The organism is Halorhodospira sp. 9622 (assembly GCF_022228025.1).
In the GTDB taxonomy this organism is placed as follows: Bacteria; Pseudomonadota; Gammaproteobacteria; order Nitrococcales; family Halorhodospiraceae; genus Halorhodospira; species Halorhodospira halophila_A.
The window spans coordinates 49,878-62,883 of the sequence record NZ_JAJNRE010000004.1 but is presented as its reverse complement, the minus strand read 5'-3'; the positions used below and the strand labels follow the sequence as shown (position 1 = coordinate 62,883).

The 13,006-nt window shown below is 66.6% G+C and carries 13 protein-coding genes; 5 read left to right on the top strand and 8 right to left on the bottom strand.

The features are described from left to right. Positions 1–69 precede the first annotated feature (69 nt). A complete protein-coding gene (locus LRG07_RS03440) occupies positions 70–822 on the top strand; it encodes a zinc-dependent peptidase (protein ID WP_238634810.1) in 753 nt (250 codons plus the stop codon). Positions 823–882: 60 nt separating this feature from the next. On the opposite strand, the gene LRG07_RS03435 is transcribed toward LRG07_RS03440, so the two are convergent. Both LRG07_RS03435 and mobB read right to left on the bottom strand, forming a co-directional pair. After that, the gene (locus LRG07_RS03435; RefSeq protein WP_201167217.1) at positions 883–2,784 is read right to left on the bottom strand and encodes a propionyl-CoA synthetase; all 1,902 of its coding nucleotides are present in this window, start codon (positions 2,782–2,784) and stop codon (positions 883–885) included. Between the two features lie 149 nt (positions 2,785–2,933). After that, on the bottom strand, positions 2,934–3,557 hold the full coding sequence (gene mobB / locus LRG07_RS03430) for a molybdopterin-guanine dinucleotide biosynthesis protein B (protein ID WP_201167215.1): 624 nt from the start codon (positions 3,555–3,557) through the stop codon (positions 2,934–2,936). A 106-nt stretch (positions 3,558–3,663) separates the two neighbouring features. On the opposite strand from mobB, the gene LRG07_RS03425 reads away from it, so the two are divergent. The 4 genes from LRG07_RS03425 (at position 3,664) to LRG07_RS03410 (ending at position 7,731) form a co-directional block, all read left to right on the top strand. Continuing rightward, positions 3,664–4,641, top strand: a complete 978-nt coding sequence (locus LRG07_RS03425; RefSeq protein WP_201167212.1) for a D-2-hydroxyacid dehydrogenase — start codon at positions 3,664–3,666, stop codon at positions 4,639–4,641. Between the two features lie 105 nt (positions 4,642–4,746). Continuing rightward, positions 4,747–5,520 (top strand): SDR family oxidoreductase, encoded by a 774-nt coding sequence (locus tag LRG07_RS03420; RefSeq protein ID WP_238641809.1) that lies wholly within the window; start codon positions 4,747–4,749, stop codon positions 5,518–5,520. 299 nt (positions 5,521–5,819) lie between these two features. After that, a complete protein-coding gene (locus LRG07_RS03415) occupies positions 5,820–6,386 on the top strand; it encodes a cytochrome b/b6 domain-containing protein (protein WP_201167206.1) in 567 nt (188 codons plus the stop codon). Between the two features lie 193 nt (positions 6,387–6,579). Continuing rightward, entirely contained in the window at positions 6,580–7,731 is a 1,152-nt protein-coding gene (locus tag LRG07_RS03410) for an aminotransferase class V-fold PLP-dependent enzyme (RefSeq protein ID WP_238641808.1), read from the top strand. Here the strand turns inward: LRG07_RS03410 and holB are convergent. From holB to acpP, 6 genes are all read right to left on the bottom strand, one after another. Further along, positions 7,707–8,762: a DNA polymerase III subunit delta' gene (gene holB, locus LRG07_RS03405; RefSeq protein WP_238641807.1), complete on the bottom strand. Its 1,056-nt coding sequence runs from the start codon at positions 8,760–8,762 to the stop codon at positions 7,707–7,709. The two genes, LRG07_RS03410 and holB, sit on opposite strands and share 25 nt — an antisense overlap. Further along, the gene (tmk, locus tag LRG07_RS03400) at positions 8,759–9,406 is read right to left on the bottom strand and encodes a dTMP kinase (protein ID WP_238641806.1); all 648 of its coding nucleotides are present in this window, start codon (positions 9,404–9,406) and stop codon (positions 8,759–8,761) included. Before tmk ends, holB begins: the two co-directional genes overlap by 4 nt. Beyond that, the gene (gene mltG, locus LRG07_RS03395) at positions 9,403–10,428 is read right to left on the bottom strand and encodes an endolytic transglycosylase MltG (protein ID WP_238641805.1); all 1,026 of its coding nucleotides are present in this window, start codon (positions 10,426–10,428) and stop codon (positions 9,403–9,405) included. Before mltG ends, tmk begins: the two co-directional genes overlap by 4 nt. Next, a complete protein-coding gene (gene pabC, locus LRG07_RS03390; RefSeq protein WP_238634814.1) occupies positions 10,425–11,291 on the bottom strand; it encodes an aminodeoxychorismate lyase in 867 nt (288 codons plus the stop codon). Before pabC ends, mltG begins: the two co-directional genes overlap by 4 nt. Positions 11,292–11,304: 13 nt before the next feature. Then, complete coding sequence (fabF, locus tag LRG07_RS03385) at positions 11,305–12,549, bottom strand: beta-ketoacyl-ACP synthase II (protein WP_201242516.1); 1,245 nt, start codon at positions 12,547–12,549, stop codon at positions 11,305–11,307. A gap of 87 nt (positions 12,550–12,636) precedes the next feature. Next, positions 12,637–12,876, bottom strand: coding sequence for an acyl carrier protein (gene acpP, locus LRG07_RS03380; RefSeq protein WP_011814030.1), 240 nt, complete (start codon positions 12,874–12,876; stop codon positions 12,637–12,639). Between the last annotated feature and the right edge of the window lie 130 nt (positions 12,877–13,006).

Here is a 13,006-nt window from a genome sequence, read left to right as displayed (position 1 = left end):
CGGCTTTCCAGTGGCAACGGTGGTGGATTATGACCCAGGCGAGCCCAAGATCCCAAGGGAGGCGTGGACGTGGGATGGCTGCGTAATTGGCGCCGCCGCCGTGTTGCCCGCGCTTACAGGCTCTCGCCCGGCGCCTGGAGCCGCGCCGAGGCAGCGCTGCCCGGGCTGCGCCGGCTGGATGCTGCCAAGCGGCAACGCCTGGCAGCCGTTGCGGCTGCGCTGGTTCACGAGAAGCGCTTCGAAGGCCTGGCCGGCGTTACAGTCGATGCGCAAGCCATCGACACAGTGGCACTGCAAGCTGCTGTGCCCGTCTTGGAGCTGGGACTGGACTGGTATGCGCCTTGGGCGACCGTCCTTCTGTATCCAGCCGGCTTCATCGCCACCCATGAGTACGAGGATGAAGACGGCATCGTGCACATCGAGGAGGGACCGTTAATCGGCGAGGCGTGGGAAGGGGGCCCGCTGGTCCTCTCCCTTGAGGACGCCCTGGAACCGGAGCCGGGTAGCAGCGTGGTCATCCACGAGTGCGCGCACAAGCTGGATATGGGTCAGGGCGCGGTCAACGGGCTGCCGCCGCTGCCGAGCGGGATGGCCGTCGAGGACTGGTCGGCGGCCTTCCTGCCGGCGTTCAGCACGATGGAGACTTACGCGGCGGAAGAGGGGAGCGACGCGGCCCCACTCGACCCCTACGCCGGGCAGGATCCCGGTGAATTCTTCGCGGTAGCCACGGAGACCTTCTTCGCCGACCCGCGGCGGCTGCGCCGATCCTTCCCGGCGGTTTACGAGCAGCTTGAGCGGTTCTATGGCTGGTCACTGGGCTAGGCGCCCCGGCGCGGGGGCCCCGTGGGGCGCGGCGCTTTGGCCGCGCCCGACACGGCGACGTCAGGTGTGACGTCCCAAATTGTAGGCCTGAATCGCGTCCGCGATCTCGTCCAGGCTCGAGACGTCGTCGATGGTCGAAGGAGTGGGAACCTGCTCGCGCGCCTCCTTCGCGAGCGTCCGGATACTCTTGCGCAGGATCTTCCCGGAACGGGTCTTGGGCAGTTTCTGGACTACGGCGACCCGGCGCAGGGAAGCAATGGCGCCAATCTCGTTGCGGATCATGCCGGTCAGATCCGACTCGATGCGCTCTTGGTCGATGTCACTGCCATCCTTGAGCACCACGAAGGCCACCGGCAGCTCGCCCTTGGTGTCGTCGTGGATACCAACCACAGCGCACTCGGCCACTGCCGGGTGATCGCCGATGACCTCTTCCATCTCGCCGGTGGAGAGGCGGTGGCCGGCTACGTTGATCACATCATCCACCCGGCCCATGACGTAGACGTAGCCGTCCTCGTCGATGAACCCGCCATCCGAGGTGTCATAGAACCCCGGAAAGCGCTCCAGATACGACTTCTGAAAGCGGGCCTCGTCGTTCCAGAGGGTCGGCAGGCAGCCCGGTGGGAGCGGGAGCCGGATGGCCAGGTTGCCCTGTTCACCTGCCGGTAATTCGCGGCCGGAGTCGTCCAGTACGCGGATATCGTAACCGGCCATGGGTACGGTGGCGGAACCGCTCTTGACGGGCATGGGCTGAATACCCATTGGGTTGGCGACGATGGGCCAGCCCGTCTCTGTCTGCCACCAGTGATCGATCACCGGCCGTTGCAGGGTCTGTGAGAGCCACTCGTAGGTAGGGGGGTCGAGTCGCTCACCAGCAACAAAGACGTTCTCCAGGCAGGAGATGTCGTAGCGCTGCAGATGGCGCGCCTCGGGATCCTCCTTCTTGATGGCGCGGAAGGCGGTAGGAGCGGTGAAGAAAGCCTTGGCGCGGTACTCCGAGATCACCCGCCAGAAGGCACCGGCGTCGGGGGTGCGCACCGGCTTGCCCTCATAGACCACTGTGGTGCAGCCCCGAATCAAGGGGCCGTAGACGATGTAAGAGTGGCCGACGACCCAGCCGACGTCGGAGGCAGTCCAGAAGACGTCCCCCGGGTGCAGGTCGTAAACAGCTCCAAGACTCCAGTTCAGCGCCACGGCGTATCCGCCACTGTCCCGGACGACGCCCTTGGGTTTCCCGGTGGTACCCGAGGTGTAGAGGATGTAGAGCGGATCGGTGGCATCGACAGGCACCGGATCGGCCGGAGCGGCACCCGCTAAGCCGGTGTGCCAGTCCAGATCCCGTTCCTCGTCCCATTCCACCCCGGCCTGCGGGCGACTGACGTAGATCACCCGCTCCGGCTTGTGCTCCGCACGGCGCAGGGCCTCGTTGACCAGTGGCTGGTACGGGATAACCCGGTCGACCTCGATTCCGCAGCTCGCGGTGAGCACCACCCGTGGGCTGGCATCGTCGATCCGCACGGCGAGCTCGTTGGCGGCGAACCCACCGAACACCACCGAGTGGATGGCACCGAGCCGTGCACAAGCGAGCATGCTGATGACCGCCTCCGGGATCATCGGCATGTAGATGACCACCCGATCACCGCGGCCGACCCCCAGATCGCTCAGCATCCCGGCGGCGCGCGCCACCTCGTCGCGAAGCTGTCGGTAGGTGTACTGTTCTTTACCGCCGCTAACCGGTGAGTCGTAGAGGAGGGCGGGCTGATCGCCCCGGCCGGCATCGACATGCACGTCGAGCGCCAGCTGGGCGACGTTCAGGCGTCCTCCGCGAAACCAGCGTTGTCGTCCCTGTTCATCCTCCGCGAGGGCTGCTTGGGGCTCGGTCATCCACGCCAGGCGCCGCGCCTCGCGTAACCAGAACCCCTCCGGATCGTTGATCGACTCCTGATAAGTCTCCTGATAGCTCATGGCTCCCCTCCCTCCGTTGGGGGTGTCGCCGTCCCCGGGCTTATGCTTGTTATCGACCCGCGCGTACGCCCGCGCCGGTCCGCTCAATGTAACCCCGGTCCAGGCTGCAGGGAAGGGCAAGTACGCTTTTAACTTATTGATTCGACTTGTTAATAGTGAGGTGCCGGATTGCCGTCAGTACGCGCAATAATGCCGTGGATGCATTGCTCGACGAATGCTGCGATAGCGGCCTGGTCATCGAGATCCAGGCAGGGCAGCCCCGAAGGCACAGCCTGTGGCTCATCGGTGGCGACACCGAGTATCCCGGGTGCCCGGAAATCGGGGCGATCGGTCCCGGTGCGCTGGCTGTGGACCAGCAGTTGCCCGGCACCGCTGTGGCGGAATCCCTCGGCGATGATGACGTCAGCCCGTTCAGGGTCGATGGCCTGAAGCCGCCTGACGAGCAGATCCTCATCCCGCTCGGCAGTCGGGGTTTCGGTCAACAGCGCCCAGCGCCGAGCGGAGACCACCAGAACCTGCTCGGCGCCGGCCTCCCGAGCCCGATAGCTGTCCTTGCCCGGACGATCCATGTCAAAGCCGTGGTGGGCATGCTTGACCACGGCCGGGGACCAGCCACCGCGACGCATCCGCGCCACGAGCCCGGTGAGCAGGGTCGTCTTGCCCGCCCCCGAGTACCCGGTGACGGCGATAACCGGCCGGAGGGCCGGCAAGCGTGCCGCTTGCTGCAGGGCGTCTTCCGGAGGGGGCGGGCAGTGTCCACAGCCTGGCGGCATATTTTGTCGCCTCCTGTCTCAAGAGCTGAAAGATCATAGAATAACGAACAGGCTGTCGCGCAACCGCGCGCCAGGTGGTCTATTAACTGACACCCAGGGCCACGCTATGCACACCGCCTTCCTCGATGCAGGATCCCTCGATCTTGGAGATCTCGATCTCGGCCCGCTGCAACGGGTGGCTGATCCACTCGAGTGCTACCCCCGGACCCGTCCCGAGGCGCTGCTCCCCCGGCTCGAACCCGCCGAGGCGGCGATCGTCAACAAGGTCGTCATCGACGCTGAGGCCCTGGCCCGTCTTCCTAACCTGAGACTGATCGCGGTGGCGGCCACGGGCACCAACAATGTAGACCTGGACGCGGCCCGCGAACGGGGGGTCACCGTCGCGAACTGCCGGGGCTACGGGACCACTGCGGTGGCGCAGCACACGCTGGCCATGATCCTCAACCACTTCACGCGGATCCCCGCGGCCACGGCGCGGGTCCGGGCGGGGGAGTGGTGCAGCAGCGCCCATTTCAGCCTCATCGACTCCGGTCAGCGCGAAATATCCGGCCGGTGCCTGGGCATTCTCGGCTACGGCACCCTGGGTCAGCGGGTGGCGGCTTATGCCGAGGCCCTGGGCATGAAGGTCCGCGTAGCGGAACGGCCCGCAGCCGCGACCTGTCGCAGTGGCCGTGTGCCGTTCTACGACCTGTTACCCGAGGTGGATGTCCTGAGTCTACATTGCCCGTTGACGGAAACGACGGCCGGAGTCATCGACGCGCAGGCCCTGCGGCTGATGCGCCGCGATGCTTTACTGGTCAATACCGCTCGTGGGGGCCTGATCGATGAGCCGGCGCTGGCAGCGGCGCTGCGTAACGGGGAGATCGGTGCAGCGGCACTGGATGTTTTGACCAAGGAACCACCGCCACCGGAGCATCCGCTACTGGCTGCGGATCTACCGAATCTGGCTGTCACTCCGCATAGCGCATGGTCTGCGCTGGAGGCACGACAGCGCATTGTGGGGCAACTACGTGACATCCTGGCGGCCTTTGCAGCCGGAGAAGTGCCACCGAACCAGGTCGTCGGCCCGGACAACGACCCGTAAGGCGCTGACTGGTTACACTGGGTTTTTTCCTTGAATCGGAGCGGGGCCCGGTCCACACCCGCCCGGGTGGGGACGGGTCGCTGGGATCGAGTGAAGGAGTGCAGGATGAAGTGGCAGGACAACGATCTGGTCTTGGTAACCGGTGGCGGTAGTGGCCTAGGCAGGGCCCTGGTGCGCGGACTCGCCCGGGACGGGGCACAAGTGCTCACGGTAGGGCGGCGTGCCGAGCCGTTGGGCGAGACCGCCAGTGTCGCTCCTGAGCGCATCCGCACGTTGAGTGCAGATATTGCCAACCCGGAGGATCGCGCCCGCATTGTTGATGCTGCTCAGGGGTGGCGAGTCCGCGCCGTGGTCCACAACGCCGGTCTGCTAGACCCGGTGGGACCGCTCAGAGAGGTAGACCTCGAGGCCTGGCGACAGGCCATGGCCGTTAACGTCGAGGCTCCGGTCTTTCTCACCCAGGGGCTGTTGCCGCGCATGGAGCGGGGCAGCCGTATCCTGCATATCTCCTCGGGAGCGGCACACAAGCCATCGATGGGGTGGGGGGCCTACTGCACCAGCAAGGCCGCGCTGTTCATGATCTATCAGGTCTACCGGGACGAATTGTGGCGGGACGGTATCCTGGTGGGGTCCGTTCGCCCGGGTGTCGTGGATACCCCGATGCAGGATCACATCCGGACCCAGACGCCGGAGCGCTTCCCGGCCGTAGACCGATTCATCAAGCTCAAGCAGAACGGCCAGCTCCATACTCCGGAGGACGCCGCCGACTTCGTCCAGTGGACGCTGCTGGAGACAGGCGACAAGCAGTTCATCGAGCAGGAATGGAACATCAGCGACGAGGACCACGCCCAGCGCTGGCGTGAGACCCGGCAGGTCTGAGCACAGCGACACCCTGTAGGGCAATGGAATATTTTTTCCATTAATGAGGGCTGAGTCAGGGATCACAGCATAGGCTATCGTTGTCCCACCTGGTGCGCACCTAGCTTGTTGACCCCGCGGGAAACCGTCTACGGGGACATTGTTGTACACAAGTTGTACTTTTATGCTTGGGCGCAGTGGCTGAAACAATTCGCCACACCCTGCCTCCCGGCTGCGGCGTTTGGGTCGGGAGACCTCTGTGAATGGCCGGCCAGGGCTAAAGGCCCGCAGGCCGGCGCATCCGAGCGATGGGAGGACTCATGGAGCAGCGCACCATCTATGTCTGGGACCCGGTGGTACGTGGCAGTCACTGGCTGATCACGCTCCTGTTTGCGGCCTCGTTCTTTACCGCTGTGATCGGCGAGATGCCCGCCCACCTGTGGGTCAGTTACTTGCTGACCGTGGTCGTGCTGGCGCGGATCGTCTGGGGATTCGTCGGGCCGCCACAGGCGCGTTTCTCGCACTTCGTGCCGGGGCCGCGTGCGTTGATGGCGCATCTGCGTGCGATGAGCACCGGAGAGGACCGTCGCTATTTGGGCCATCCGCCGCAGGGCGGTGTGATGGCAGTGATCCTGCTCTTGGGACTGGTGATCGCGTCCGTATCAGGCATGATGCTGCCAGCGCTGGATCGCGGCGCGGGTCCGCTTGGGTTCCTGTACGGGGCGCAACTGCCTGGGGAGTTGATCTCGGATGTGCACATCGTGAGTTCTTATACACTGCTGGCCCTGGTCGGCATGCACATCCTCGGCGTAACGCTCTCCGGTCGGCGTGAGAAGCAGAACCTGACCGCTGGTATGGTCGATGGTTACAAGCGCCCGAGTAGCTGAGGCGAAGAGAGACGGAAACAAGCCGAAACAAGCCCATGGCAGCGTGGCGGGAGAGCCGCGCTGCTTGCGTCTAACATAATTTAACATAATATACCTTCCGCGGCTCTCCGGGTGACCCCGATCGCACGGGTGACTGAGCGGCCAGCCTGCCGACAGCCCGGCGACGGGCCGGTATACTCGCCCCCCGGATCCGATGGCAACGACAAAGGCAACGGCAATGGCCCACCCGGAGTTCCCGCTCGACCCGAACCTGGTCTATCTCAACCACGCCGGGGTCGGCACCTGGCCGCAGCGGACTCGGGATGCCGTCAACCGATTTGCCGACGAATGCCTCCATCGCGGAGCCGCGGACTATCCCAACTGGCTGGAGGCGGAAGACCGTCTACGGGCCCGGCTGGCACGACTGATGGGTGTCGCTGGTGCCGTGTCGGACATCGCCCTGGTGCCGAACACCTCGGCGGGCCTCTCCATGGTCGCCCACGGGGTGACCTGGCAGCCCGGCGACGAGGTGATCATCAACGACCAGGAATTCCCCTCCAATCGCTGGGTCTGGCAATCCCTGGCCCGACACTACGGCGTCCACGTCCGTCAGGTGCGACTGAGCGACGGCGCCACGCCGGAGGACGCCCTCATCGACGCCCTGACGCCACGCACCCGGCTGCTTCCGATCAGCAGTGTCCAGTACGGCACGGGACTGCGCATGGACCTGGAGCGGCTGAGTAACGCCTGTCGCGAGCGCGGCGTCCTGCTCTGCGTCGATGCGATCCAGACGCTGGGCGCCCTTCAGCTTGCCGTGGACGCCGATTTCATTGTCGCGGATGGACACAAGTGGATGCTCGGCCCGGAGGGGATCGGCGGGCTGTACGTCCATCCCCGGGTGCGCGATGAGCTGCGGATCTGGCAGATCGGCTGGCATATGGCCGAAGATCTGGGCGCCTTCGACCGACCCGACTGGGATCCCGCCGGCACCGGCCGGTGCTTGGAACCCGGTAGCCCGAACCTGCTTGGCAGCCACGCCCTCGAAGCGAGCCTGGCGGTGCTCGAGGATGTCGGCTTGAAGGAGGTCGAGCGGCGCGTCCTGACGAACGCCCGGGAGGCCATGGAAGGCGTCCGGCGCCACGGTTTCGAGCTGGTGACACCGACTGAAGCGGATCGCCACGCCGGTATTGTCACCTTCCGCGTCCCGGGCGCCGCCCCGGAGCGCCTCCTGGCGGCTCTGCGCGCCCGCGATGTTGCCTGTGCCTCGCGTTGTGGCGGCATCCGTTTCTCGGCGCACTTCTACAACACGGCCGAGGACCTGGAGGAAGCCTGGCGGCGGCTTCAGGCCTGCCTGGCGGCCGAGTGACCCACGGGCCGCAGGGCTGCGGCCAGGTCGAGGAGGATCGCCTCCGCGGCCAGACGTCCATTCAGGGGTTGCTCCAGGCTGCGCCGGTGCTCGCCGATGCGCAGGAACGTCTGGTGCAGCGACTCCGGCGATGCCTGCCGAATCAGCTGTTGCGCCAGGGTTGAGGGCAGCAGCCCGCGATCCGGTGCGCCGTGGCGCTGACGCAGCAGATCCGCGAGGATCGCCGAAACCGCGTCGGCCAACGCCTCCGGCGCCCGTTCCCAGGTCTCTGCCTCTTTGACCGGATCGCCACCGGCACTCAACCGGTGAAGCTGCTGGAGCAATGCCTCGTACCCCTCAAGGCCCTGTTCGCGGAGGATGCGCTCGGCCGCCAACGGCATGCCGCCGGCCAGCGCCAGTGCCTTGTCTGCCCGCTCAGCCCCGGCCGCGGCACGCTCGATTAGCCACTGCCGTGCCGTGCCCCAAGGCGGTGGCGACAACCCGCGCACCGTGCACCGGCTGCGTACGGTCGGTGGCAGCCGCCCCGGTCGCCCGGTAGCCAAGATGAGGAACACCCCTGCGGGCGGCTCCTCCAGTGTCTTGAGCAGGCTGTTGGCCGCTGCGCGGTTGAGCCGGTCGCACGGCACAATCACCGCGACCCGGCTACCGCTGAGCTGCGCGCTCAGATGCAGGAAATCGACCAGCCCGCGGACGCTATCGACCACGATTTCGCCGCGCTCGCCACCGCGGCTGGGGCTGAGGGTGCGCAGATCGGGATGGGCCCCGCCACCGGTCAGACGACAGCCACGGCATTCCCCGCAGGGCCGCTGTCCGCCCTCCTCCCCACCCTGACAGAGCAGCGCCCGGGCCAGGACGCCGGCCAGCAGCCTCTTTCCGAGTCCGGTTCGCCCAGTCAGCAGCAGGGCGTGATGCAACCGACCCTGGTCGTGCAGGGCGAGCAGCCGGTCAAGTTCCGGGAGCAGCCAGGGCGGGAGCTCGCCCCGTCCCTGCCCCGGCGGCACCCAGTCCGGATGCTCGGGTGCTTCGCTCATGACGCACTCCGCGCCGGGAGCAGGTCGGCCAGTGCGGCGCGTGCCTGGCGGGCCACGTCGTCTTCCGGCCGGTTCGCGTCAATGCAACGGAAGCGCGCTGGTTCCGCTGCGGCACGACGGGCGTAAGCGGCGCGCGCCGCAAGGAAGAACGGGTCCTGCTCCTGCTCGAAACGATCCTCCCCGCTGCCCCGACTGGCGACCCGGGAGCGTCCGACCGACGGATCCACATCGAGCAGCAGCGTCCGGTCAGGCACGAAGCCCCCGTGGACCCACTGCTCCAGTACCGCGATCCGTTCATCACCGAGCCCGCGGCCGCCGCCCTGATAGGCGTAGGTGGCGTCCGTAAAGCGGTCGCTGACCACCCAGCGCCCCGTGGCCAGGGCTGGATGGATGACCTGCGCGAGGTGCTCGGCCCGCGCGGCGAAGACGGTCAACGCCTCGGCCTCTGCGCTGAGACCGCTGTACTGCGGGTCGAGGAGCGCGCCGCGCAGGGCCTCGCCGAAAGGCGTGCCCCCAGGCTCGCGGGTGAACAGCGGCCGCTCGATGCCGGCCTCTTCCAGCATCTGCTCGATGGCCCGCAGACAGGTGGTCTTGCCGGCCCCTTCCAGCCCTTCGACGGTGATGAAACGGCCTCGCTCCGTCACTCCTCCTCCAGGATGTAGCGTCGGACGGCCTCGTTGTGCTCGTCCAGCGTGTCCGAGAAATGGTGGCTGCCGTCGCCGCGGGAGACGAAATAGAGCGCACTGCCCGGCTTCGGGTCGACAGCCGCTTTCAGAGAGGCCCGCCCGGGAAGGGCGATCGGGGTCGGCGGCAGGCCGTGGCGCGTGTAGGTGTTGTAAGGCGTATCACGGCGCAGATCGGATCGGCGCAGCCGCCCGTCGTAGTCTTCGCCTAGGCCGTAGATTACGGTTGGATCCGTCTGCAGGCGCATGCCCTGCTCCAACCGCCGCGTGAACACCCCCGCCACCTTCCGCCGCTCGTCATCACGGCCGGTCTCGCGCTCGATGATCGAAGCGAGGGTGAGTACCTCGTAGGGATCTTCCAGGGGCAGTTCCGGCCGTCGCTCGGCCCACACGCGGGCCAGTTCCTGACGCATCTGCCCGAACGCCACGCGCAGCAGATCACGATCCGTGGTACCGCGCGGGAAATGGTAAGTAGTGGGGAAGAACATCCCCTCGGGGTGTCGCTCCCCGAGGCCGAGCTCCTCCATGATCTCATGATCGGGGATACCCTCCAGCGTCTGCTCTACAGCATCGTGTCGGCCCAGGGCCTCGCGCAGGCGTGCAAACGTCCAACCCTCGACCACGGTGAGCGGGTGGAGCTTGACCCGGCCGGCGCGCACCCGCGCCAGGAGCTGACGGACGCTCATGCCCTGCTCCACCGCGTACTCGCCCGCTTTGAGCTCAGCTGAGATACCGGTCAGGCGCCCGTAGATCCGCAGCCCGAATCGCGTCGCCCCGGAGATCCAGCCCCTCGCCTCCAGTTCCCGCCCCAGGGCGTGCAGCGAACTGCCCCGCGGAACCTCTAGGGTCGCGGGCGGATCACTAACGGCCATAGGGCGCTGGTCGAGCTCGTAGAACAGCCAGCCGCCGCCGACGATCGGCAGAAGCACAAGCACAAGCACCGGGGCGAGGATCCACCAGCGCCGCCGGGATGCGCGCGTCACCAACGCCCTTCTCCGCCAACCTCGGGCGGGTCCACCAGCGGCGTGAGCCCGCGACTGCCGATCTGCTCGAGATAGCCGCGACTGACCTTCCCGACGGGGACCCAGGTCCCGGCCACCGAGCGGACCGGCCAGAGGCCGATCAGGCTGTTGGTCAGGAAAACCTCGTCCATCTCGGCGAATTCACCCGGATAGAAACCGCGTTTCTCCACCCGCAGGCCGAACGCCTCGGCCTGCTCCACGATCCAGCGGCGCATCACGCCGGCCACGCCCGAGTGGGTCAGCGGCGGCGTCAGCAACACCCGGTTCCGGACCGCGAAGACGTTGGTCGCGGTACCCTCCACGATGAGCCCGTCGGCATCGAGCATCAAGCCCTCGGCGATGGCCGCATCCCGCCACTCGGAACGGGCCATCACCTGCTCCAGGCGATTGAGGTGCTTGATACCGGCCAGCCGGGGCTGCGCACTGATGCGCGTCCGGCAGAGGCGGACATCGACCCCCTGCCAGCGTTCCGGCGGGATCGCCGGCGGATTGTGAAGCGTCAGGATGCGGGTGGGGATCGGCCGGGACGGGGGCAGGTAGCCGCGCCCTTCACTGCTGCCCCGGGTGTAGACCACCTTGAGCACCCCGCTCTCCACCTTTTCGGTAAGAAAGCGGGCCTCTTCTCGCAGGGTCGCCAATGGTGGCTCCGGGAGCCCCAGCTGCCGCGCCCCGTCCAGCAGCCGGTCCATATGGTAGTCCCATAGACACAGCCGCCCCCGATTCACCGCTATGGTTTCGAACAGACCGTCGCCATAGGCCAGGCCACGGTCCTCGGCATCCAGGGCCGTATCCGCTCTGCCGTTGACCAGTTGCTTACGGCTCAAGGGCCCCCACTTCTCAGCTCGCCTTGCGAAAGATCAGGGAAGCGTTCGTCCCGCCGAATCCGAAGGAGTTGCTGAGTACGGCCTGCAGCCGCTGTTGCCGCGCCTCGCCGGGTACCAGATCGAGACCGGCGCAATCGGCCTCCGGGTGATGGAGATTGCAGGTCGGCGGAATGATCCCGTCGCGCAGCGCCAACACGCTGAATACCGCCTCCAGCCCGCCGGCGGCGCCGAGCAGATGCCCGGTCACCGACTTGGTGGAACTCATGGCCACCTCGCCGGCCCGATCGCCAAACAGGCGCTTGACGGCCGCCGCCTCGGCCAGGTCGCCGACCTGGGTCGATGTACCGTGGGCGTTGATGTAATCGATATCCGCGGGTGCCATGGCGGCGTCTTCAAGGGCCCGCGCCATACAGCGCTGCGCCCCCTCGCCGCTCTCGGCAGGCTGCGTGATGTGATGGGCATCCGAGCTGGTGCCGAACCCGGCCAGCTCGGCCAGTATGGTCGCCCCGCGCGCTCGCGCATGGGCATAGGACTCCAGCACCAGGACCGCCGCGCCTTCGCTCAGGACGAAACCATCGCGATCGACATCCCAGGGGCGACTGGCCGTCGAGGGATCATCGTTGCGACTCGACAGCGCCCGCGCCGACGAGAACGCCGCCAGTCCCAGCGGGGTGATGCACTTCTCCGCACCGCCGGCGATCATGACGTCCGCGTCTCCGGCGGCAATCATGCGGGCGGAGACACCGAGGTTGTGGGTGCCCGCCGCGCAGGCGGTGACGGTTGAGAGATTGGGGCCGCGCAGTCCGTAGTGGATCGATAGGTTCCCGGCCGCCATATTGATCACGCTGCTCGGAACCAGGAAGGGAGAGACCTTGCGTGGCCCACCCTCCATCAGGGCCTGGTGGCCCGTCTCGATCCCCAGGATACCGCCGATGCCGGAGCCAACGGACAGCCCGATCCGGTCCGCGTTGTCCTCGCGGATCTCCAGGCCGCTCGACTCCAGGGCTTCGGCACAGGCGCCGAAGGCATAGTGGATGAACGGGTCCATCCGCCGTGCTTCTTTGCGCGGCAGATACTGGGACACATCGAAGCCCTCGATCGTCCCGCCGAACTGGACCGCGTAGGCGGACGTATCAAACTCGGTGATGGTCCGGATCCCGCTGCGGCCCTCGGTCACCGCGGACCAGGCTTCATCAGCGGAGTGACCGACCGGAGAGACCACCCCCAGCCCGGTTACGACAACGGCTCGATCATCCATACCCTTGTGCCCTTCGGGGCGCAGAATGTATCGGGGCCGGTCCACCGGACCGGCCCCGCTGCGCCTTCAGACTGTGGCCCGTGGGGGTTACCCCTCCAGGTGCTTCTTGATGTAGTCCACGGCCTGCTGGACCGTCGTGATCTTTTCGGCTTCCTCGTCGGGGATCTCGCACTCGAACTCCTCCTCGAGCGCCATCACGAGCTCGACGGTGTCCAGCGAGTCGGCGCCAAGGTCGTCCACGAACGAGGCCTCACCAGTGACCTCTTCCTCTTTGACCCCCAGTTGCTCGACGACGATTTTCTTGACGCGATCTTCGATGCTGCTCATTAAAAGGTCCTCCGAGGTTCTAATTGGCGCAGTCTTCCGGCTGCGGCGCGTATTGTAGGGGAACAGTTCGCTGAGTACCAGAACGCCCCAGCGGAATCCTGAACCATTTACAAGATACTGTTTAACAACG

What these genes read in the sequence shown, in the direction of transcription:
- mobB (WP_201167215.1), bottom strand. Translation starts at nt 3,557, where the DNA reads ATGCCGCCAGGCTGTGGACACTGCCCGCCCCCTCCGGAAGACGCCCTG.
- holB (WP_238641807.1), bottom strand. Translation starts at nt 8,762, where the DNA reads ATGAGCGAAGCACCCGAGCATCCGGACTGGGTGCCGCCGGGGCAGGGA.
- LRG07_RS03425 (WP_201167212.1), top strand. Translation starts at nt 3,664, where the DNA reads ATGCACACCGCCTTCCTCGATGCAGGATCCCTCGATCTTGGAGATCTC.
- LRG07_RS03415 (WP_201167206.1), top strand. Translation starts at nt 5,820, where the DNA reads ATGGAGCAGCGCACCATCTATGTCTGGGACCCGGTGGTACGTGGCAGT.
- LRG07_RS03410 (WP_238641808.1), top strand. Translation starts at nt 6,580, where the DNA reads ATGGCAACGACAAAGGCAACGGCAATGGCCCACCCGGAGTTCCCGCTC.
- LRG07_RS03420 (WP_238641809.1), top strand. Translation starts at nt 4,747, where the DNA reads ATGAAGTGGCAGGACAACGATCTGGTCTTGGTAACCGGTGGCGGTAGT.
- fabF (WP_201242516.1), bottom strand. Translation starts at nt 12,549, where the DNA reads ATGGATGATCGAGCCGTTGTCGTAACCGGGCTGGGGGTGGTCTCTCCG.
- acpP (WP_011814030.1), bottom strand. Translation starts at nt 12,876, where the DNA reads ATGAGCAGCATCGAAGATCGCGTCAAGAAAATCGTCGTCGAGCAACTG.
- LRG07_RS03435 (WP_201167217.1), bottom strand. Translation starts at nt 2,784, where the DNA reads ATGAGCTATCAGGAGACTTATCAGGAGTCGATCAACGATCCGGAGGGG.